We start from the raw sequence: 21,834 nt of genomic DNA, 5'->3' as shown, positions 1-21,834 counted from the left end.
CGCTTATCCGGCCTACAGGATCGTAGGGCGGGTAAGCGTAGCGCCACCCGCCACAACTCCCCCGATTCCGCATGGAGGTTACCGTGTTTCTCGCACAAGAAATTATTCGTAAAAAACGTGATGGTCATGCATTAAGCGACGAAGAGATCCGCTTCTTTATCAATGGCATTCGTGATAACACCGTCTCTGAAGGTCAGATTGCGGCTCTGGCGATGACCATTTTCTTCCACGATATGTCGATGCCTGAGCGCGTGTCGCTGACCATGGCGATGCGAGATTCAGGAACCGTTCTGGACTGGAAAAGCCTCAACCTCAACGGCCCGATTGTGGATAAACACTCCACCGGCGGCGTGGGCGACGTAACCTCCCTGATGCTCGGCCCAATGGTGGCAGCCTGCGGCGGTTACATCCCGATGATCTCCGGGCGTGGCCTGGGCCACACCGGCGGTACGCTCGACAAACTGGAAGCTATTCCGGGCTTCGATATCTTCCCGGATGACGGCCGCTTCCGCGACATTATTAAAGACGTTGGTGTGGCGATTATCGGCCAGACCAGCTCTCTTGCTCCGGCAGACAAGCGTTTCTACGCGACGCGTGATATTACCGCGACCGTGGACTCCATCCCGCTGATCACTGCCTCTATCCTGGCGAAGAAACTGGCTGAAGGGCTGGACGCGCTGGTGATGGACGTAAAAGTGGGCAGCGGCGCGTTTATGCCGACCTATGAGCTTTCTGCTGCGCTTGCCGAAGCGATCGTTGGCGTCTCCAACGGCGCAGGCGTGCGCACCACCGCGCTGCTCACCGATATGAACCAAGTGCTGGCCTCCAGCGCCGGTAACGCGGTTGAAGTGCGTGAAGCGGTACAGTTCCTCACTGGTGAATACCGTAACCCGCGTCTGTTCGACGTCACCATGGCGCTGTGCGTTGAGATGCTGATCTCCGGCAAGCTGGCCAAAGACGATGCAGAAGCGCGCGCGAAACTGCAGGCGGTGCTGGACAATGGCAAAGCGGCGGAAATTTTTGGCCGCATGGTTGCGGCGCAGAAAGGCCCGACCGATTTCGTCGAAAACTACGCGAAATACCTGCCAACCGCGATGCTCAGCAAAGCCGTTTACGCAGATACCGAAGGTTTCGTTTCCGCAATGGACACCCGCGCGCTCGGCATGGCGGTGGTCTCGATGGGCGGCGGTCGTCGTCAGGCATCGGACACCATTGATTACAGCGTCGGTTTTACCGATATGGCGCGTCTGGGCGACAGCGTTGACGGTCAACGTCCGCTGGCGGTGATCCACGCGAAAGACGAAGCCAGCTGGCAGGATGCGGCAAAAGCGGTGAAAGCGGCAATCACGCTTGACGATAAAGCACCGGAAACCACACCGACTGTCTATCGCCGCATCACTGAATAACTGTATACTGATCTGATCGCTATTTTTTGAAGCACTACGTACGGAGAACAATTATGAAACGTGCATTTATTATGGTGCTGGACTCATTCGGCATCGGCGCAACCGAAGATGCTGATCGTTTTGGTGACGTGGGTTCCGATACCATGGGTCACATCGCGGAAGCCTGTGCCAAAGGCGAAGCGGACAACGGTCGTAAAGGTCCTCTGACCCTGCCAAACCTGACCCGCCTCGGGCTGGTGAAAGCGCACGAAGGCTCTACCGGTAAAATCGCAGCCGGTATGGACGGCAACGCGGAAGTCGTGGGTGCCTACGCCTGGGCGCACGAGCTCTCTTCCGGTAAAGATACTCCGTCTGGTCACTGGGAAATCGCCGGTGTGCCGGTTCTGTTTGACTGGGGCTACTTCTCCGATCACCAGAACAGCTTCCCGCAGGAGCTGCTGGATAAGCTGGTGAAGCGTGCCAATCTGCCTGGCTACCTCGGCAACTGCCACTCTTCCGGTACCGTGATTCTGGACGAGCTGGGCGAAGAGCACATGAAAACCGGCAAGCCGATTTTCTACACCTCTGCCGACTCCGTGTTCCAGATTGCCTGCCACGAAGAGACCTATGGTCTGGATAAACTCTACGAACTGTGCGAAATCGCCCGTGAAGAGCTGACCGAAGGTGGCTACAACATCGGCCGCGTGATCGCGCGTCCGTTTATCGGCGACAAAGCGGGTAACTTCCAGCGTACCGGTAACCGTCACGACCTGGCCGTTGAGCCACCGGCACCGACCGTGCTGCAGAAGCTGGTTGAAGAGAAAGACGGCCACGTGGTTTCCGTGGGTAAAATCGCGGATATCTACGCCAACTGCGGTATCACCAAAAAAGTGAAAGCCACCGGTCTGGATGCGCTGTTCGATGCCACCATCAAAGAGATGAAAGAAGCGGGTGACAAGACCATTGTCTTCACCAACTTCGTGGACTTCGACTCATCCTGGGGTCACCGTCGTGATATCGCAGGTTACGCCGCCGGTCTTGAACTGTTCGACCGTCGTTTGCCGGAGCTGATGGAGCTGGTGGGGGAAGATGACATTCTGATCCTGACCGCTGACCACGGCTGCGACCCAAGCTGGACCGGTACCGACCACACCCGTGAGCACATTCCGGTGCTGGTGTACGGCCCGAAAGTGAAGCCGGGCTCGCTCGGTCACCGTGAAACCTTCGCGGACATCGGGCAGACTATCGCGAAATATTTTGGTACGTCTGACATGGAATATGGCAAGGCTATGTTCTGAGGTCATTGCCGGGTGGCGGCTGCGCCTTACCCGGCCTACAAAACCGTAGGCCCGGTAAGCGAAGCGCCACCGGGCAAAAAAAACTCAAATGAAAAGGAACTGAAGATGGCAACTCCTCACATTAATGCAGAAATGGGTGATTTCGCTGACGTCGTATTGATGCCGGGCGACCCGCTGCGCGCGAAGCACATTGCAGAAACCTTCCTGGAAGACGTGCGTGAAGTGAACAACGTTCGCGGCATGCTGGGCTTCACCGGGACCTACAAAGGCCGCAAAATCTCCGTGATGGGCCACGGTATGGGTATCCCATCCTGCTCTATCTACACCAAAGAGCTGATCACCGATTTCGGCGTGAAGAAAATCATCCGCGTGGGCTCCTGCGGCGCGGTGCGCATGGACGTTAAGCTGCGCGACATCGTTATCGGTATGGGTGCCTGCACCGATTCCAAAGTTAACCGTATGCGTTTCAAAGATCATGACTTCGCAGCGATTGCTGACTTCGGCATGGTGCGTGACGCGGTTGACGCGGCGAAAGCGCTGGGCGTTGAGGCGCGCGTGGGCAATATCTTCTCTGCTGATCTGTTCTATGCGCCGGACGGCGGCGAGATGTTCGACGTGATGGAAAAATACGGCATCCTGGGCGTGGAAATGGAAGCGGCGGGTATCTACGGCGTGGCGGCTGAGTTTGGCGCGAAAGCGCTGACCATCTGCACCGTGTCTGACCACATCCGTACCCACGAGCAGACCACCGCTGCTGAGCGTCAGACTACCTTCAACGACATGATCAAAATCGCGCTGGAATCTGTTCTGCTGGGCGATAAAGAGTAAGAACTGTTGTGCCGGGTGGCGGCTTCGCCTGACCCGGCCTACGGTTTTGTAGGCCCGCTAAGCGCAGCGCCAGCGGGCTTTTTTACTAGCGCACGGCCTGTGCAATCCACGCCGACAGCTCCCGCAGCTCTTTTTCCTGGTCAGGGAAATCGCCGATCAACGCGTCGCACTCCTGCTGCAGCATATCCGCCCGGTACAAACAGCCCTGTAAACGAGCCGCCAGCGCTTCTAACGGTGCCGGATTAAGACTATCCGTAAATACCTGGGTACGAGAGATATGGCCTTTCTCGACGTCAAAATGCAGCTCCACGCCGCCCCAGGTAAATCGCTCATCCAGCAGGTGTGAAAACGCCGGTGCCTGACCGAAATTCCACTCCCAGCTGCTCTGGCGGGCGAAGGTTTCAGCAAAGTTGGGCAGGTCCGGGGTTTTATCTGGAGAGATTACCTCCGCTTCCACGCGCTCGCCGTAGTGCGCAAAGAACGCCTCGCGGATCGCATCGCAAATCTGCTCGTGCGTAATCCCCGGCAGCAGTTCTACCAGATTCGCTACGCGCCCACGCACGGAGGTAATCCCTTTAGCCTGGAGCTTTTTCTTATCAGGATTCAGGTAGTTCGCCAGACGGCTCAGGTCAGCGTTCAGCAACAGGGTGCCGTGGTGGAAGCCGCGATCCATCGTTTCGCGGTAGGCGGAGCCGGAGACTTTCCGGTCACCGTCAGGCGTTTTCACCACCAGGTCATTACGGCCTGAGGCTTCCGCCGTGACGCCGAGTGAATTGAGCGCGTTGAGCACAATAGACGTGGAAATGGTCTTATCGTACTCCGGCTTGCCCGCCATAAAGGTAAAGCAGGTATTGCCCAGATCGTGGAATACCGCGCCGCCTCCGCTGCTGCGGCGCGCCAGGCGGACGTTGTCCTCTTCCATACGCCGCGTATTGCACTCTTTCCACGGGTTTTGCGCGCGGCCAATAACGACCGTATCGGCATTGCGCCAGAGAAACAGCACGCGCTGGGTGGCGGGCATCTGGCGGAAGATGCACTCTTCCACCGCGAGATTAAACCAGGGATCGTAAGAGTCAGAGATAAGCAGGCGTAACGTCGTCATGGCAAAGTTCCTTTTCTGAGTCATTCGCCTACTTTATCATTATTCTTTCTTCTCGCTCTCTTCGTCTTCGGGAACCGACTTGCTGGCGGTCAGCAGGAACGGTGACTGCTGCCAGCGGGTACGCTTGCCCTGAAGCAGAGTACGCGCCAGCACAACGCCAATGGCCAGCGAGAGCAGCAGCATCAGACGCAAAATATTGGTGGTATTATCGACCTGTTTGGCTTCGGTCGGCAGGGTATGCGTATCGAGCGTCAGGCGCAGGTAGCCCAGCGGGCCATTCTTGCCCTGAATGGGTTCGACGATCTGCTGGTTAAAATAACCCCCGGCTTTTTTGCCGTCCAGCGCCAGCCTGTCGCGCACATTAACGTGCTCGCCCGCGCGGGCAATCAGGTCGCCTTGCTCATCGTAAACGCCGGCATCCAGAATACGACTGTTTTCAGTGAGCTGACGTAAAACCTGGCTTATCCGCTTATCGTCCGGCGTTTCAGTACGCATTGAGGGGGCAACGTTGAGCGTGACCTGACGCGCCAGCGTGCGGGCCAGCTCTTCAAACTGCGGGTTACGTTGCCGTTGATGGTTTTGGCTAAACCACGATGCCCCTTGCATCAGCGCCACCAGAAGTGCGAGACAGATCAGGACAATCACGGCGCGATGAAGCCGGAATTTCAGTTTTGCGCGAGCCATATTCCACCTGCTGAAAATTTACGGCTTAATGTTGCCAGAAGTGATGGTTACAGGGTAGCCTCATGCGTTATTTTCCCTCTGGAACCTTCCGGCGCGAACGAATTTACAGGAGCTTTAATGCCGAACATTACCTGGTGCGACCTGCCAACGGATGTCTCTTTATGGCCAGGATTGCCGCTCTCTTTAAGTGGCGATGAGGTGATGCCTCTGGATTACCACGCCGGTCGTAGCGGCTGGCTGCTGTACGGACGCGGTCTGGACAAGCAACGCCTGACCCAGTACCAAAGCAAACTGGGGGCTGCGATGGTGATTGTCGCCGCCTGGTGTGTGGAAGATTACCAGGTCATCCGCCTTGCGGGTTCCCTGACGCAGCGCGCAACGCGTCTGGCGCATGACGCCGGGCTGGACGTCGCGCCGCTCGGTAAAATTCCGCACCTGAAAACCCCAGGTCTGCTGGTCATGGACATGGACTCTACGGCGATCCAGATCGAATGTATCGACGAGATTGCGAAGCTGGCGGGCAGCGGCGAGCTGGTGGCGGAAGTCACCGAACGTGCGATGCGCGGCGAGCTGGATTTCACCGCCAGCCTGCGCCAGCGCGTGGCGACCCTGAAAGGGGCCGACGCCAACATCCTGCGTCAGGTGCGCGACGTGCTGCCGCTGATGCCCGGATTAACGCAGCTGGTGCTGAAGCTGCAGTCCCTCGGCTGGAAAGTGGCGATCGCCTCTGGTGGCTTCACCTTCTTCGCAGATTACCTCCGGGAAAAACTGCACCTGACCACCGTGGTGGCCAATGAACTGGAGATCATGGACGGCAAGCTGACCGGCCAGGTGATCGGCGATATCGTGGATGCCCAGTACAAAGCCAATACGCTGACACGTCTGGCGGAAAAATATGAAATTCCGGTCGTCCAGACCGTCGCCATCGGGGACGGCGCGAACGACCTGCCGATGATCAAAGCGGCCGGGCTTGGCATTGCCTACCACGCCAAGCCAAAAGTGAATGAAAAGACGGAAGTGACTATCCGTCACGCTGACCTGATGGGGGTGTTCTGCATTCTCTCCGGCAGCCTTAATCAGAAATAACGGTCTGCTTTGTAGGCCGGGTAAGCCTAAGCGCCACCCGGCACGCAGGCCGCACAGAAATAACGAGGTAAACCGTGGCGAAAGCTCCAAAACGCGCATTTGTCTGTAATGAATGTGGTGCGGATTATCCGCGCTGGCAGGGGCAATGCAGCGCCTGTCATGCCTGGAACACCATCACCGAAGTGCGTGGTGTGGCGGCTTCGCCGAGCGTGGCCCGCAACGAGCGCCTGAGCGGCTACGCGGGCAACGCCGGCGTGTCGAAAGTGCAAAAGCTCTCGGACATCAGCCTCGAAGAGCTGCCGCGCTTCTCCACCGGCTTCAAAGAGTTTGACCGCGTGCTCGGCGGCGGCGTGGTGCCGGGCAGCGCCATCCTGATTGGCGGTAATCCGGGCGCGGGTAAATCGACCCTGCTGCTGCAAACGCTCTGCAAGCTTGCCGAACAGATGAAAACCCTGTACGTCACGGGCGAAGAGTCACTTCAGCAGGTGGCGATGCGCGCGCACCGCCTGGGTCTGCCAACCGCCAACCTGAACATGCTCTCCGAAACCAGCATCGAGCAGATCTGCATGATCGCCGAAGAAGAGCAGCCGAAGCTGATGGTGATCGACTCCATCCAGGTGATGCACATGGCGGACATTCAGTCCTCGCCGGGCAGCGTCGCGCAGGTGCGTGAAACCGCGGCATACCTGACGCGCTTTGCCAAAACGCGCGGCGTGGCGATTGTGATGGTCGGCCACGTGACCAAAGACGGCTCGCTGGCCGGGCCGAAGGTGCTTGAACACTGTATCGACTGCTCCGTGATGCTTGACGGCGACGCGGATTCCCGCTTCCGTACCCTGCGCAGCCATAAAAACCGCTTTGGGGCGGTGAACGAACTGGGCGTGTTTGCCATGACCGAACAGGGGCTGCGCGAAGTCAGCAACCCGTCGGCCATCTTCCTGAGCCGTGGCGATGAGATCACCTCCGGCAGCTCGGTGATGGTGCTGTGGGAAGGGACGCGCCCTCTGCTTGTCGAAATTCAGGCGCTGGTGGATGTGTCGATGATGGGCAACCCGCGGCGCGTGGCGGTCGGTCTGGAACAAAACCGTCTGGCGATCCTGCTGGCGGTACTGCACCGTCACGGCGGGCTGCAGATGGCGGATCAGGACGTTTTCGTGAACGTGGTCGGCGGCGTCAAAGTTACTGAGACCAGCGCAGACCTGGCGCTGCTGCTGGCGATGGTCTCCAGCCTGCGCGACAGACCGCTGCCGCAGGATCTGGTCGTCTTCGGCGAAGTGGGCCTGGCCGGGGAAATCCGTCCGGTGCCCAGCGGTCAGGAGCGTATCTCCGAGGCGGCAAAACACGGCTTCCGCCGGGCGATCGTTCCCGCCGCCAACGTGCCGAAAAAAATCCCGGAAGGGATGCAGGTATTTGGCGTGAAAAAACTCGCAGATGCGTTAAATGTCCTTGACGACTTATAATTACGTATTCGATTTTGCAGGAGGCACCGTAATTTATGTCATCATTTGACTACATCAAGACCGCTATCCGTCAGAAAGGCTGTACGCTACAGCAGGTGGCGGACGCCAGTGGCATGACCAAAGGCTACCTGAGCCAGTTGCTGAACGCCAAAATCAAAAGCCCCAGCGCGCAGAAGCTCGAAGCGCTGCACCGCTTTCTGGGGCTGGAATTCCCGCGTATGCAAAAGAACATCGGCGTGGTGTTCGGCAAGTTTTACCCGCTGCATACCGGGCATATCTATCTGATCCAGCGCGCCTGTAGCCAGGTGGACGAGCTGCACATCATCATGGGCTACGACGAAACCCGCGACCGTCAGCTGTTCGAAGACAGCGCCATGTCGCAGCAGCCCACTGTTTCAGACCGCCTGCGCTGGCTGCTTCAGACCTTTAAGTATCAGAAAAACATTCGTATCCATGCCTTTAACGAAGAGGGCATGGAGCCGTATCCGCACGGCTGGGACGTGTGGAGTAACGGTGTAAAAACCTTTATGGAAGACAAGGGGATTGCGCCGAACTGGATCTACACCTCTGAAGAGTCCGATGCGCCGCAGTTCCGCGAGCATCTGGGCATCGAGACGGTGCTGATCGATCCGAAACGCACCTTTATGAACATCAGCGGGGCGCAGATCCGCGAAAACCCGTTCCGCTACTGGGATTACATTCCGACCGAAGTGAAGCCGTTCTTCGTGCGCACGGTGGCGATTCTGGGCGGCGAGTCGAGCGGCAAATCAACGCTGGTCAATAAGCTGGCGAACATCTTCAACACCACCAGCGCGTGGGAGTACGGCCGCGATTATGTCTTCTCACACCTTGGCGGCGACGAGATGGCGCTGCAGTATTCCGACTACGATAAAATCGCGCTCGGACACGCCCAGTACATTGATTTTGCCGTGAAATACGCCAACAAAGTGGCGTTTATTGATACCGATTTCGTCACCACGCAGGCGTTCTGTAAAAAATACGAAGGGCGCGAGCACCCGTTTGTGCAGGCGCTGATTGACGAATATCGCTTTGACCTGGTGATCCTGCTGGAAAACAATACTCCGTGGGTCGCTGATGGCATGCGCAGCCTCGGCAGCTCCGTGGACAGGCGGGAATTCCAGTCCATGCTGGTGGAGATGCTCAACGAAAACAACGTTGAGTTTGTGCATGTGGAAGAGTCGGACTACGACTCCCGTTTCCTGCGCTGCGTCGAGCTGGTGAAGGAGATGATGGGGGAGCAGGGGTAAGTGTTAACCTCCCTCTCCCTGTGGGAGAGGGCCGGGGTGAGGGCATCAAGCCACTCAGAACTCAACCACCACTTTCCCACGCATATGCCCCTCCAGCACTTTACGGTGCGCCTCGGTAATACTTTCCACGCTCAGCCCGTGCAGCGTTTCACTTAACGAACTTTCCACTACGCCGTTATCCACCAGCTTCGCCACCTCATCTAAGATCTCACCCTGACGCGCCATATCCGCGGTCTGGTACATGCTGCGGGTATACATAAACTCCCAGTGCAGCGCGGCGGATTTGGACTTCAGCTTGTCCTGGTTCAGCGGATGCGCGTTCTCAACGATGGAACAGATATGCCCCTGAGACGCAATCAGTTCGCTGACCGCATCCCAGTGCCCGTCGGTGTCGTTGAGGATGAAAATGTAATCCACAAAGGTAAGCCCGTGTTTCGCCAGCTCGCCTTTCAGGTCGCGGTAGTTGACGACTACGTCAGCCCCGCGATCGCGGCACCACCGGGCGGAATCTTCTCGCGACGCCGTCGCGACGATCTTCACCCTGCTGTTGTGTTTCGCAAAGGGGATCGCCAGCGATCCCACGCCGCCCGCGCCACCGATGATCAGCAGCGTTTTATCCGCCCCGGCATCCTGAATATTCAGCCGTTCAAACAGGCCTTCCCACGCGGTGAGCGCGGTTAAGGGCAGTGCGGCGGCAGCCGCCCAGCCGAGGCTTGCAGGCTTGTGCCCGACAATCCGCGCATCAATCAGCTGGTGTGTCGTATTGCTGCCCGGGCGGGTGATGTCGCCCGCGTACCACACCTCGTCACCCGGTTTGAATCCGGTGACGCCAGTCCCAACGGCTTTGACGATCCCGCTGGCATCCCAGCCGAGCACGCGCGGCTCGTTCAGCCCATTTTTGGCAATGCCTGCATGCACCTTGGTGTCTACAGGGTTTATGGAGACGGCTTTCACCTCCACCAGCAGATCGCGCTCGCCGGGCTGCGGCATCGGCGGGGTGATTTCAATAAAAACAGCAGGGTTCGCTGGGTTAACGGCAATGGCTTTAACAGACATGGTGTGCTCCTCAATGGAATGCGTTTTGTTGAGGCTAGTCTATAAAGTGGACAGCTGCGTGATAAGATGGACAATCAGGAACTCAGCGTTCGTACAGGGTGAACAATCATGTTTAAACAGCTGCAGGATATGGCGCTGTTCGCGCTGGTGGCGGAGATGGGCAGCTTTACCGCGGCGGCTCAGAAAGCCGAACTGCCGAAATCCAGCGTTAGCCAGCGAATTAGCCAGCTGGAGCAGCAGGTGGGTATCCGCCTGCTCAACCGCACCACGCGCAGGATCAGCCTCACGTTTGCGGGCGAGCACTATCTGGTGCACTGTCGTGAAATGCTGGCGGCCAGCGAGCGCGCGGAGTACGCCATTCAGCGGCTGCGCGATAACCCCAGCGGGCGGCTGCGGATCACCTGTCCGGCGGGGATTGGCGCGACGCTGCTGGCGCACATGAATGCCGAGTTCCAGCTTCGCTATCCTGACGTGTCGCTGGACGTGTCTATTTCTGACGACGTGGTGGATCTGGTCGAGGCCGGTTTTGACGTGGCGCTGCGCACCGGCAAGCCGCAGGACTCCTCCCTGATTGGCCGAATGATCGGGCACTGCCCGCGTTATATGCTGGCTTCGCCGGGCTATCTGGCGCGTCGGGAGCCGTTAATTCATCCCCGTCAGCTGGTGGATCACCGCTGCATTACGCACCGGGCGTGGTCGGAGTGGCTTCTGCGAAGCGAGGGCGAGGATTACCGCTACCTGCCGGATAACGCGCACATGACCGATAATCTGGTCTACGCCCGCGAATGTGCGATTGCCGGTGCGGGGATCACGCTGTTACCCGCGTTTCTGCTGGAGGATAAGATCGAAAAGGGGGCGCTGGTGAAGGTGCTGCCGGAATGGAGCGTTGAAGGCAACGATCTCTGGCTGGCGTATCCAAGCCGCAAGCTGAATTCACCTGCGCTGATGAGCTATATCGAGTTTGCGATGCAGTTTGATGAGGTGAAGCGGTATTACGTGGGCAAATAAAAAAGCCGGGTGGCGGCTTCGCCTTACCCGGCCTACAAAGTGCGCGGCCTGATGCCCTCACCCTGGCCCTCTCCCACGGGGAGAGGGTACAAACATAAAAAACGGCAACCGAAGTTGCCGTTTTGCTTTTATTTCGCAATACGCTTGTACTTAATACGCTTCGGCTCCAGCGCGTCGGCGCCCAGCGTGCGTTTCTTGTACTCTTCGTATTCGGTGAAGTTACCTTCGAAGAACTCCACTTTACCTTCGTCCTGATAGTCCAGGATGTGGGTCGCGATACGGTCCAGGAACCAGCGGTCGTGCGAGATAACCATCGCGCAGCCCGGGAACTCCAGCAGGGCGTTTTCCAGCGCGCGCAGGGTTTCGATGTCCAGGTCGTTGGTTGGTTCATCGAGCAGCAGCACGTTACCGCCCACCTGCAGCAGCTTCGCCAGGTGCAGACGACCGCGCTCACCGCCGGACAGCTCGCCCACGCGTTTGCCCTGGTCGGTGCCTTTGAAGTTAAAGCGGCCAACGTAGGCGCGGCTTGGCATCTCGGTGTTGCCGATACGCATGATATCCAGACCGCCGGAGACTTCTTCCCACACGGTTTTGCTGTTGTCCATCGCGTCACGGAACTGATCAACGGACGCCAGCTTCACGGTTTCACCCAGGGTGATAGAACCGCTGTCAGGCTGTTCCTGACCGGACATCATGCGGAACAGGGTTGATTTACCCGCGCCGTTCGGACCAATGATCCCGACGATAGCGCCTTTCGGTACGGAGAAGCTCAGGTCGTCAATCAGCAGGCGGTCGCCGTAAGACTTACGCAGATTGCTGACTTCAACCACTTTATCCCCCAGACGTGCTCCAGGTGGAATAAACAGTTCGTTGGTTTCGTTACGTTTCTGGTATTCGGTATTGTTAAGCTCTTCAAAGCGTGCCAGACGGGCTTTGCCCTTAGACTGACGGCCTTTCGCGCCCTGACGCACCCACTCCAGCTCTTTCTCAATAGACTTACGACGCGCCGCTTCCTGAGAAGCTTCCTGCGCCAGACGCTGATCTTTCTGCTCAAGCCAGGAGGAGTAGTTGCCTTCCCACGGAATGCCTTCACCGCGGTCCAGCTCCAGGATCCAGCCCGCGACGTTGTCGAGGAAGTAACGGTCGTGGGTAATCGCCACAACGGTGCCTTCGAAGTCGTGCAGGAAGCGTTCCAGCCAGGCGACAGATTCTGCATCCAGGTGGTTCGTTGGTTCGTCGAGCAGCAGCATGTCTGGTTTTTCCAGCAGCAGGCGGCACAGCGCGACGCGGCGACGTTCACCCCCGGAGAGCTTCTCAACTTTTGCATCCCAGTCCGGCAGACGCAGGGCATCCGCCGCGCGCTCCAGCTGCACGTTCAGGTTGTGGCCGTCGTGCGCCTGGATAATCTCTTCAAACTTGCCCTGCTGTGCGGCCAGTTTATCGAAGTCCGCATCCGGCTCGGCGTATTTGGCATACACTTCATCCAGACCTTTCAGCGCGTTAACCACTTCGGACACCGCTTCTTCAACGGATTCGCGAACGGTGTGTTCCGGGTTCAACTGAGGTTCCTGCGGCAGGTAACCAATCTTGATGCCAGGCTGCGGACGGGCTTCACCTTCGATGTCTGTATCGATGCCCGCCATGATGCGCAGCAGGGTGGACTTACCGGCACCGTTGAGACCCAGAACACCGATTTTTGCGCCCGGGAAGAAGCTCAGCGAGATATTTTTAAGAATATGACGTTTCGGCGGGACAACTTTGCCGACACGATGCATGGTATAAACGAATTGAGCCACGTTGGACTTCGCCTCTTTTATCGTAATGAGAAGGAATTTCAGCCTCGAAGTGTAGCCTTTTTCATGCCCTAATCCCAGTCAGGAACGCCGGGAGTGTTAAAACGCGCAGGAAAGGTAAAAAAGTGTCCATAACGTGGCGCGTTGCAGGATGCCTGGTTAGCATAAGTGAATGTAACATTGACGTGGCAAGACGCTGCAACTAACGAAAAACAATGAGGAAGAGCGTGTGGAAAAAGCCAAACGGGTGGTCTGGCGTCTGCTGGCTGCCAGCGTATGCGTAATGGCGGTAAGCCAGGCGGTGCATGCCGATTCACTGGATGAACAACGTAACCGCTACGCCCAGATTAAACAGGCGTGGGACAACAAGCAGATGGATACCGTGCAGGCCCTGATGCCGACGCTAAAGGATTATCCGCTGTATCCGTATCTGGAGTACCGCCAGATAACCGACGATCTCATGAACCAACCCACCGTCACCGTGAACAACTTCATTCAGGCGAACCCGACCCTGCCGCCTGCCCGTAATCTCCAGTCTCGTTTTGTGAATGAGCTGGCGCGTCGTGAAGACTGGCGCGGGCTGCTGGCGTTTAGCCCGGAAAAACCGGGCACGACGGAAGCACAGTGTAATTACTACTACGCCAAATGGGCCACAGGACAGCAGGAAGAGGCCTGGGTCGGTGCCAAAGATCTCTGGCTGACGGGCAAAAGCCAGCCTAACGCCTGTGATTCGCTCTTCGGCGCATGGCGCGCATCGGGTAAACAGGATCCGCTGGCTTATCTTGAACGCATTCGCCTGGCGATGAAGGCCGGGAACACGCGTCTGGTCACTGCGCTGGCGGGGCAGATGCCGTCCGACTATCAAACCATTTCGTCTGCCGTCATTGGGCTGGCAAACGATCCGAACAGCGTGCTGACCTTTGCCCGCAGTACGGGCGCGACAGATTTCACGCGACAAATGGCGGCGGTCGCCTTTACCAGCGTGGCGCGTGACGATGTGGAAAACGCGCGGCTGATGATCCCGCAGCTGGTGCAGGCGCAGCAGCTTAATGAAGAACAAACGCAGGAATTGCGCGACATAGTGGCGTGGCGACTGATGGGCACCGATGTGACCGACGAACAGGCGCGCTGGCGTGACGACGCGATCATGCGTTCAAACTCCACCTCGCTTGTCGAGCGCCGCGTGCGAATGGCGCTGGGCACGGGCGATCGTCGTGGGCTGAATACCTGGCTTGCGCGTCTGCCGATGGATGCCAAAGAGAAAGATGAATGGCGCTACTGGCAGGCCGACCTGCTGCTGGAGCGTGGCCGTGACGATGAGGCCAAAGCTATCCTCCACGCTCTGATGCAACAGCGCGGATTCTACCCGATGGCGGCGGCGCAGCGGCTGGGCGAGGAGTACACGCTTAAGATCGACAAAGCGCCCGCCAACGCGACCCCGGCGCTGACGCAGGGACCGGAGATGGCGCGCGTGCGCGAGCTGATGTACTGGAATATGGACAACACCGCGCGCAGCGAGTGGGCTAATCTGGTCACCAGCCGCACCACCGACGAGAAAGCCCAGCTTGCCCGCTACGCGTTCGATAATCGCTGGTGGGATCTGAGCGTGCAGGCCACGATCGCCGGCAAGTTGTGGGATCATCTCGAAGAGCGTTTCCCGCTGGCGTACAAGCATCTTTTCGATCGCTACACCAGCGGCAAAGACATTCCGAAAAGCTACGCGATGGCGATAGCCCGTCAGGAAAGCGCCTGGAACCCGAAAGTGCGATCCCCGGTGGGGGCCAGCGGCCTGATGCAGATCATGCCCGGCACCGCGACGCACACGGTGAAGATGTTCAACATTCCCGGTTACAGCAGCCCGTCGCAGCTTCTCGATCCGGATACCAACATCAACATCGGTACCAGCTATTTGCAGTACGTCTACCAGCAGTTCGGCAATAACCGCATCTTCTCTTCGGCGGCGTATAACGCGGGGCCGGGACGCGTGCGCACCTGGCTTGGCAACAGCGCCGGACGCATCGACGCGGTGGCGTTTGTCGAGAGCATCCCGTTCTCGGAAACGCGCGGCTATGTGAAGAACGTGCTGGCCTATGATGCCTACTATCGCTACTTCATGGGGCAGAAAGATACCCTGATGAGCGATGCCGAGTGGCAGAGGCGTTACTGATCGGCGCGGGTTGTGTTATGCTGTACTCGCTAATGAGTACAAGAGGCAGCATAACATGACCCAGCATTCCCCGTATTCCTCGGCAATGGCCGAACAACGTCATCAGGAGTGGCTTCGTTTTGTGGAGCTGCTTCGCCAGTCTTACGAGCAGGATTTGCACTTACCTCTCATGCAGCTGATGCTCACGCCGGACGAGCGTGAGGCGCTGGGCACGCGCGTGCGGATCATTGAGGAGCTGCTGCGCGGCGAGATGAGCCAGCGCGAGCTGAAAAATGAGCTCGGCGCGGGCATTGCAACGATCACCCGTGGCTCGAACAGCCTGAAGTCGGCACCGGTTGAGCTGCGCCAGTGGCTGGAAGCGGTGTTGTTGAAAAACGCCTAACGATAAATCGCGTTATGGAACGGGCTTAACGCCAAAATCACCGCCTGGTGGTAAACGCCAGAACGCGTCAGCGCGCCTGCGGTAAAGACGCCAATCGCCCCTTCTTTACGACCAATCTCATCAATGCCGGTGTACTGCGACATCACCGGCCCGAGCGCTTCACCCGCACGCACTTTTTCAAGAATGACGTCTGGCAGCGGCAGGGTGGCCGAGCGCGCTTCACCGCGCTGCTCGCGGCTTTCGATGACCACCCAGCTAAAGGTTGCGCCTTCGTCGATACCTGCTTCAATCGCCACCCAAAAGTCCGCATTCGGTGCGGCAGCCCTGGCGTTTGCCACGCGATTTCGTGCGCCAGCGCGCGTTTCCTCGCTGCCAAACGGCTGTTCAGGAACGCCACTCTCGACGCCGATGGCCTCAATATGGCAGGATCCTGCGCCGAAGATCTCGTCAAATGCCCTTAGAATTGCCTGAATTTTGGCAGGATTAGTGGTAGCAGAGACAACATGGTGCATAATTAAGCTCGATTCAAAAAAAACTCATCGCAGTATAACGGAAAAAAACATGTTACAGGTTTACCTTGTTCGCCACGGTGAAACGCAGTGGAACGCCGAGCGACGTATTCAAGGCCAGTCGGACAGTCCTCTCACCGAAAAGGGTGTGCAGCAAGCGTGGCAGGTGGCGGAACGCGCCAGAACGCTGGGCATTACTCACGTGATTACCAGCGATTTAGGTCGCACACAGCAGACGGCGCGCATCATCGCAGATGCCTGCGGCTGTGATGTCATGCTGGAGCCGCGCCTGCGCGAGCTGGATATGGGCGTGCTGGAAAAACGCCATATCGATACGCTGACGGAAACGGAAGAGGGCTGGCGTCGCACGCTGGTGAACGGTACCGAAGATGGCCGTATTCCGGAAGGGGAATCCATGCAGGAGCTGAGCGTGCGTATGCATGCCGCACTGGCGGAATGCCTGAAGCTCCCGGCGGGAAGCCGTCCGCTACTGGTGAGTCACGGGATTGCGTTGGGCTGCCTGGTGAGCACTATTCTGGGGTTACCGGCTTACGCTGAGCGCCGTTTGCGTCTGCGCAACTGCTCCATTTCCCGAATTGATTATCAGGAAAGCGCATGGCTGGCGTCGGGCTGGGTAGTGGAGATGGCAGGGGACATTTCGCATCTCGATGCCCCTGCGCTTGACGAACTGCAGCGTTAACGGCGGATAGGAATCAAGAATTCCATACGCAGATTGATTGGGCCTTCTTCCGGTTTGGCATCCTGCGCCGGGTAGTAGCGCTCAATGTCCTGACCTTTACGGCGATTAAGATTCAGCATTGGCATGCAGGTCCCGTAAACGGTCAGGATAAACTCCTGAACGCCCGTTCCCAGCCCTTCATACGAGAACATCACGTACTCGCCGCCTTCCAGCACGACCGGTTTCGAACCCTGAATATAACCATTCGCCATCTCTGGCGTCAGCGCGGTGGTGTAGAACACCTCCTGCTCGTCGTCTTTTTCCTGGCTTGGGCGCGTTTCGTTCAGACCATACAGAATTGGCGGGATTGCCGGTGCATGGCTCAGGAAGTCGCGCCAGAACTGGACGCGCATTTGATGACGGAACTCAGAAATCTGCTCCAGAGAACAGGAGTAGCTCTGGGTTGTGCCAATCAGATGGGTTTCCGGCAACGCGACAATTTCATATTTCGGCATCGCGAACTCGCCCAGACGCAGCGGCGGACGCATGCCAAACGAGCTCCAGTCAGGCGAACGACGATAAAGCGCTGGCGTCAACGAGAACTGTTTTTTAAAGGCGCGGGTGAACGTTTGCTGCGAATCAAAACGATACTGCAGGGCAATATCCAGAATCGGCCGCGCGGTCAGGCGCAATGCCACAGCAGATTTAGATAAACGACGTGCGCGAATATAGGCACCGATAGCATGACCGGTGACATCCTTGAACATCCTTTGCAGATGCCACTTGGAATAGCCTGCTTTAGCCGCCACATTATCCAGTGACAAAGGCTGGTCGAGATGACCTTCCAGCCAGGTTAGCAGGTCGCGAATAATTCCAGCCTGATCCATATACTATCCTCATCCTTAAAACAGCAGGTGCCTGATAACAGGTTAGCGGATAATAGCATTTTTTGATGTTTTAGCATTCAGTGTTTTTTTTGCGCATTAATGCCTTTTACGGCTCGTTTTGGGCGAATATATTCTAATCCTGTGATCTTGCTACATTTTTGTCTAAAGTGTTGAATAATCGCCCAGTGCAATTTTAAAGAATGGTAACAATATGAAATACAAGACTTTGATCTTCACCGCGTTGCTGCTGATGGTCGGCCGCGCCGCGCAGGCGGAACAGATTGGTTCCGTCGATACCGTGTTCAAAATGTTTGGCCCGGACCACAAAATCGTGGTGGAGGCGTTTGACGATCCGGACGTGAAAAACGTCACCTGCTACGTGAGCCGCGCGAAAACGGGCGGTATCAAAGGCGGGCTGGGGCTGGCGGAAGATACTTCCGATGCGGCGATCTCCTGCCAGCAGGTGGGGCCGGTTGAGCTGAGCGATAAAATTAAAAACGGCAAAGCGCAGGGCGACGTGGTATTCCAGAAACGGACCTCGCTGGTGTTTAAAAAGCTGCAGGTGGTGCGTTTCTATGATGCCAAACGTAACACCCTGGCTTACCTCGCCTATTCCGACAAAGTGGTGGAAGGCTCGCCGAAAAACGCGATCAGCGCGGTGCCGATTATGCCGTGGCATTAATTCAGGGATGAACCATGCAACAACCTGTGGTCTGGCTGGTTGAAGACGAAACCAGTATCGCCGATACGCTGATCTACATGCTTCAGCAGGAAGGATTCGCGGTAAAGGCGTTTGAGCGCGGTTTACCGGTGCTGGAGGCAGCGCGGCGGCAGGCTCCGGCGCTCGCCATTCTGGACGTCGGGCTGCCGGACATCAGCGGCTTCGAGCTGTGCCGCCAGCTGCTGGCCCAGCATCCGTCACTGCCGGTGCTGTTTCTGACGGCGCGCAGCGATGAAGTGGATAAACTCCTCGGCCTGGAAATGGGCGCTGACGACTACGTTGCCAAGCCTTTCTCCCCACGGGAAGTGTGCGCCCGGGTAAGGACCATTTTACGGCGGATGCAAAAATCGGCTGCGCCTTCTGACATCGTCCGAATCGGGCAGTTTGAGCTGAATGAGCCAGCCGCGCGGATTAGCTGGTGCGGTGAAGCACTGCCCCTGACCCGCTATGAATTCTTGCTGCTCAAAACCTTGTTACAGGCCCCCGGACGGGTCTTTTCTCGTCAGCAGCTCATGGACAAGGTATGGGGTGAAGACGGCGACAGTTTCGACCGTACCGTGGACACCCACATCAAAACCCTGCGCGCCAAGCTGCGGGCGGTAAACGAGGAACTTTCACCCATCAGCACCCATCGCGGTATGGGCTACAGTCTGGGTCTTTACTGATGCGCATTGGGATGCGGTTGCTGCTGGGGTACTTCCTGATCGTGGCCATCGCCGCGTGGTTCGTGCTGTCGATCTTTGTTCAGGAAGTAAAGCCCGGCGTGCGCAGGGCAACCGAGGGCACGTTAATCGATACGGCGACCTTACTCGCCGAAGTCGGGCGTGAGGATCTCCTTTCGGGCAATGCGCAGCAGGGCAAACTGGCACAGGCCTTTTCTCAGCTTCATCAGCGCCCTTTCCGCGCCAATATCGGCGGCATTCATAAAGTGCGTAACGAGTATCACGTCTACATGACCGATGCGCAGGGCAGAGTGGTGTTTGATTCCGCTGGTCTGGCCGTGGGGAAAGATTACTCGCGCTGGAACGATGTCTGGCTGACCCTTCGCGGCGAATACGGCGCGCGCAGTACCCAGAGCCATCCCGACGATCCGGAGAGCACGGTGATGTATGTGGCCGCGCCGGTTGTGGAGCAGGGCAAGATTATCGGCGTGCTGTCGGTCGGGAAACCTAACAGCGCGATGGCACCGGTTATCCATCGCAGCGAGCGAAGGATCCTGTGGGCAGGCGGAGCGCTGCTCGGCATTGCCCTGCTGATCGGTCTTCTCGTCGCCTGGTGGATCAATCGTTCTATCAGTACGTTATCGCGCTATGCCGACTCGGTGACCACGGATACGCCTCTCCCGCTGCCTAATCCTGGCAGCAGCGAACTGCACAAGCTGGCCCAGGCGCTGGAGAATATGCGCATTCGCCTGGAAGGGAAAAACTACATTGAACACTATGTCCATGCGCTGACCCACGAGCTGAAAAGCCCCATCGCCGCGATACGCGGCGCGGCGGAAATTCTCGCCGAGCAGCCGCCGCCGCAGGTGGCCGCGCGGTTTATCGATAATATTCTGGTGCAAAACGCGCGCATGCAGTCGCTGGTCGAAAAGCTGCTTACCCAGTCGCGGCTTGAAAATCGGGTCGAGATCGTGCCGGTCAGCGTCGACGTCGACACGCTATTTACCCGCCTGGCCGACGCGCGTTCGGCGGTTCTGACAGCGAAAAATATCACGCTGACGATCCAAAGCACCTCTCTGTGTGTTGCGGGCGATCCCGAACTGCTCGAACAGGCTCTGGGTAATTTGCTGGATAACGCCATCGACTTCACGCCGCCCGGCGGGGTTATTGCACTGGCCGCGTATGAAGCGCCAACGCAGGTCCTGCTCACGGTGACCGATAGCGGAAGCGGTATCCCGGATTATGCGCTGGCGCGTATTTTTGAGCGCTTTTATTCCCTGCCGCGTGAGAACGGGCTGAAGAGCAGCGGACTCGGGCTGGCGTTTGTCCAGGAGGTGGCGCGTCTGCATCAGGGAGCGATTACATTGCGTAATCGCGATGAAGGTGGCGTGATGGCCACGCTGGCACTTCACCGTCCCTTCACATAGCTTCAAACTGACCCCACACGGCCTGGTTACGCTCTCCTCATCACAAAGGAGACGTAATGATGAAATCCCCCCTGTTCTGGAAAGTAAGCACCCTGCTGGGGTGCATCCTGCTGCTGTTAGTCCCGCTGTTTATGGTCAGTAACCTCATTTCAGAGCGTGAAAGCTATCGTAACGATGTCGAAAATACGCTTCGCCAGAGCACCAGCGGACCGCAAAAACTGGTCGGCCCGCTGATTGCCATTCCGGTGACGGAGATTTTTTACAAGCTGGAGGACGAGAAGAAGGTCGAATACAAGAAAAGCTATATGCATTTCATTCTGCCGGACTCTCTGGTTGTGGAAGGGAACCAGCGCGTGGAGTCCCGAAATATTGGCATCTACGACGGGCAAATCTGGAACACTGACCTGAAGATAAAAGCGCAGTTTAATACCGAAGCGCTGAAGCAGTTGAAAGGAGAAACGATCACGACAGGGCAGCCGTTTATCGTGGCGGGCGTTGGCGACGCGCGGGGTATTGGCACGGTCAGTATCTCTAAAATCAACGGTGAGACGCTAAGCGTGGAACCCGGTTCAGGTGTCTACGGGGCGCTTGCGGGGATCCACATCCCGCTGACCGACAACGCGCTGGAATCCAAAACGTTTGCACTTGAGATGTCACTCAATCTGGCGGGAACCGGCAGTTTTGCGGTGGTACCGGTAGGGCGTAATAGCGAAATGACGCTCAACAGCAACTGGCCGCATCCGGGCTTTATGGGCAACTATCTGCCGGTTAAGCACAAAATTGGCGAGTCTGGTTTCCAGGCGAACTGGAAGAGCAGCTGGTTTGCGAACAACCTTGAGAGCTGGTTCAGCGGGAGCGAATCGCCATCGTGGGAGTCGATCCCTGCCTTTAGCGTCACGGTAGCCACGCCCGCCGATCAGTATCAGCTGACTGACCGGGCGATCAAGTACGCCATTTTGCTGATTGCGCTGACGTTTATGGCCTTCTTTGTCTTCGAAACCTTAACCGGGCTGCGCCTGCACCCAATGCAGTACCTGCTGGTGGGGTTGTCGCTGGTGCTGTTCTATCTGGTGTTGCTGGCGTTGTCTGAACACGTTGGGTTTACGCCAGCCTGGGTTGTTGCAAGTCTGGTGGGCGCAGCGATGAACGGAGTGTACCTGCAGGCCGTGCTGAAAAGCTGGAAGCGCAGCGGGCTATTTGTGCTGGCCTTGCTGGGGCTGGACGTGGTGATGTGGTTCTTGCTGCGCTCGGAGGACAGCGCACTGCTGTTGGGGTCAGCGGTTCTCGCGCTGGCGCTGTTCGCCGTCATGTACCTGACCCGTCATTTCGACTGGTACTCGCTCTCTCAGCCGAAGCAACCCGAGCCACCCGCAGCACCGGATGACGATACGATGCGGATCTGGAAATAAAAAAAACGGCGCAAATGCGCCGT

The 21,834-nt window shown here is 57.7% G+C and carries 20 protein-coding genes; 14 read left to right on the top strand and 6 right to left on the bottom strand.

The window, feature by feature from the left end:
* The first annotated feature begins 83 nt into the window (after nt 1-83).
* The 3 genes from deoA to deoD all read left to right on the top strand — a co-directional run bounded on the left by deoA (nt 84) and on the right by deoD (nt 3,511).
* The gene (gene deoA, locus HV355_RS18595) at nt 84-1,406 is read left to right on the top strand and encodes a thymidine phosphorylase (RefSeq protein WP_042716514.1); all 1,323 of its coding nucleotides are present in this window, start codon (nt 84-86) and stop codon (nt 1,404-1,406) included.
* A gap of 53 nt (nt 1,407-1,459) precedes the next feature.
* Nucleotides 1,460-2,683, top strand: a complete 1,224-nt coding sequence (gene deoB, locus HV355_RS18590; protein ID WP_010427124.1) for a phosphopentomutase — start codon at nt 1,460-1,462, stop codon at nt 2,681-2,683.
* Nucleotides 2,684-2,788: 105 nt separating this feature from the next.
* A complete protein-coding gene (gene deoD, locus HV355_RS18585) occupies nt 2,789-3,511 on the top strand; it encodes a purine-nucleoside phosphorylase (protein ID WP_010427122.1) in 723 nt (240 codons plus the stop codon).
* A gap of 85 nt (nt 3,512-3,596) precedes the next feature.
* Here the strand turns inward: deoD and lplA are convergent, their stop codons facing one another.
* Nucleotides 3,597-4,613, bottom strand: a complete 1,017-nt coding sequence (gene lplA / locus HV355_RS18580; protein WP_182402951.1) for a lipoate--protein ligase LplA — start codon at nt 4,611-4,613, stop codon at nt 3,597-3,599.
* A 39-nt stretch (nt 4,614-4,652) separates the two neighbouring features.
* Nucleotides 4,653-5,297 carry a YtjB family periplasmic protein gene (locus HV355_RS18575; protein ID WP_182402949.1) on the bottom strand — a complete coding sequence of 215 codons (645 nt, stop codon included), beginning with the start codon at nt 5,295-5,297 and terminating at the stop codon, nt 4,653-4,655.
* A gap of 117 nt (nt 5,298-5,414) precedes the next feature.
* Here HV355_RS18575 and serB point away from each other — a divergent pair, with 117 nt between their 5' ends.
* The 3 genes from serB (at nt 5,415) to nadR (ending at nt 9,111) form a co-directional block, all read left to right on the top strand.
* On the top strand, nt 5,415-6,383 hold the full coding sequence (gene serB / locus HV355_RS18570) for a phosphoserine phosphatase (RefSeq protein WP_025757501.1): 969 nt from the start codon (nt 5,415-5,417) through the stop codon (nt 6,381-6,383).
* A gap of 74 nt (nt 6,384-6,457) precedes the next feature.
* The gene (gene radA, locus HV355_RS18565) at nt 6,458-7,843 is read left to right on the top strand and encodes a DNA repair protein RadA (RefSeq protein WP_182402947.1); all 1,386 of its coding nucleotides are present in this window, start codon (nt 6,458-6,460) and stop codon (nt 7,841-7,843) included.
* Nucleotides 7,844-7,878: 35 nt separating this feature from the next.
* A complete protein-coding gene (gene nadR / locus HV355_RS18560; RefSeq protein ID WP_010427112.1) occupies nt 7,879-9,111 on the top strand; it encodes a multifunctional transcriptional regulator/nicotinamide-nucleotide adenylyltransferase/ribosylnicotinamide kinase NadR in 1,233 nt (410 codons plus the stop codon).
* 54 nt (nt 9,112-9,165) lie between these two features.
* Here nadR and HV355_RS18555 read toward each other — a convergent pair whose 3' ends face one another.
* Complete coding sequence (locus tag HV355_RS18555; RefSeq protein ID WP_182402945.1) at nt 9,166-10,167, bottom strand: zinc-binding alcohol dehydrogenase family protein; 1,002 nt, start codon at nt 10,165-10,167, stop codon at nt 9,166-9,168.
* Between the two features lie 108 nt (nt 10,168-10,275).
* On the opposite strand from HV355_RS18555, the gene HV355_RS18550 reads away from it, so the two are divergent.
* Nucleotides 10,276-11,175 carry a LysR family transcriptional regulator gene (locus HV355_RS18550; RefSeq protein WP_182402943.1) on the top strand — a complete coding sequence of 300 codons (900 nt, stop codon included), beginning with the start codon at nt 10,276-10,278 and terminating at the stop codon, nt 11,173-11,175.
* A gap of 128 nt (nt 11,176-11,303) precedes the next feature.
* Here the strand turns inward: HV355_RS18550 and ettA are convergent, their stop codons facing one another.
* Nucleotides 11,304-12,971, bottom strand: a complete 1,668-nt coding sequence (gene ettA, locus HV355_RS18545) for an energy-dependent translational throttle protein EttA (protein ID WP_119935877.1) — start codon at nt 12,969-12,971, stop codon at nt 11,304-11,306.
* Nucleotides 12,972-13,197: 226 nt separating this feature from the next.
* On the opposite strand from ettA, the gene sltY reads away from it, so the two are divergent.
* Both sltY and trpR read left to right on the top strand, forming a co-directional pair.
* Nucleotides 13,198-15,135, top strand: a complete 1,938-nt coding sequence (sltY, locus tag HV355_RS18540; RefSeq protein ID WP_182402941.1) for a murein transglycosylase — start codon at nt 13,198-13,200, stop codon at nt 15,133-15,135.
* A 55-nt stretch (nt 15,136-15,190) separates the two neighbouring features.
* Nucleotides 15,191-15,517, top strand: a complete 327-nt coding sequence (gene trpR / locus HV355_RS18535; protein WP_021240574.1) for a trp operon repressor — start codon at nt 15,191-15,193, stop codon at nt 15,515-15,517.
* On the opposite strand, the gene yjjX is transcribed toward trpR, so the two are convergent.
* Complete coding sequence (gene yjjX / locus HV355_RS18530) at nt 15,514-16,029, bottom strand: inosine/xanthosine triphosphatase (protein ID WP_108417134.1); 516 nt, start codon at nt 16,027-16,029, stop codon at nt 15,514-15,516. The two genes, trpR and yjjX, sit on opposite strands and share 4 nt — an antisense overlap.
* Before the next feature lie 49 nt (nt 16,030-16,078).
* Here yjjX and gpmB point away from each other — a divergent pair, with 49 nt between their 5' ends.
* Complete coding sequence (gene gpmB / locus HV355_RS18525) at nt 16,079-16,726, top strand: 2,3-diphosphoglycerate-dependent phosphoglycerate mutase GpmB (RefSeq protein ID WP_008502057.1); 648 nt, start codon at nt 16,079-16,081, stop codon at nt 16,724-16,726.
* On the opposite strand, the gene robA is transcribed toward gpmB, so the two are convergent.
* Complete coding sequence (gene robA, locus HV355_RS18520; protein ID WP_010427100.1) at nt 16,723-17,592, bottom strand: MDR efflux pump AcrAB transcriptional activator RobA; 870 nt, start codon at nt 17,590-17,592, stop codon at nt 16,723-16,725. The genes gpmB and robA overlap by 4 nt on opposite strands.
* Before the next feature lie 211 nt (nt 17,593-17,803).
* Between robA and creA the strand changes: the two genes are divergently transcribed.
* Genes creA through creD form a run of 4 tightly spaced genes read left to right on the top strand, consistent with a single transcriptional unit; the run spans nt 17,804 to nt 21,811 of the window.
* Nucleotides 17,804-18,274: a protein CreA gene (gene creA / locus HV355_RS18515; RefSeq protein ID WP_010427098.1), complete on the top strand. Its 471-nt coding sequence runs from the start codon at nt 17,804-17,806 to the stop codon at nt 18,272-18,274.
* A gap of 14 nt (nt 18,275-18,288) precedes the next feature.
* Complete coding sequence (gene creB, locus HV355_RS18510) at nt 18,289-18,978, top strand: two-component system response regulator CreB (RefSeq protein WP_120159187.1); 690 nt, start codon at nt 18,289-18,291, stop codon at nt 18,976-18,978.
* On the top strand, nt 18,978-20,402 hold the full coding sequence (gene creC / locus HV355_RS18505) for a two-component system sensor histidine kinase CreC (RefSeq protein ID WP_182402939.1): 1,425 nt from the start codon (nt 18,978-18,980) through the stop codon (nt 20,400-20,402). Before creB ends, creC begins: the two co-directional genes overlap by 1 nt.
* Nucleotides 20,403-20,458: 56 nt before the next feature.
* Complete coding sequence (gene creD, locus HV355_RS18500; RefSeq protein WP_182402937.1) at nt 20,459-21,811, top strand: cell envelope integrity protein CreD; 1,353 nt, start codon at nt 20,459-20,461, stop codon at nt 21,809-21,811.
* Nucleotides 21,812-21,834: the final 23 nt, after the last annotated feature.

The sequence above is a fragment of the Enterobacter sp. RHBSTW-01064 genome, assembly GCF_014103035.1.
Lineage (GTDB): Bacteria > Pseudomonadota > Gammaproteobacteria > Enterobacterales > Enterobacteriaceae > Enterobacter > Enterobacter mori.
The sequence above is the reverse complement of the archived record's forward strand: the minus strand, read 5'-3'. Positions and strand labels throughout refer to the sequence as shown.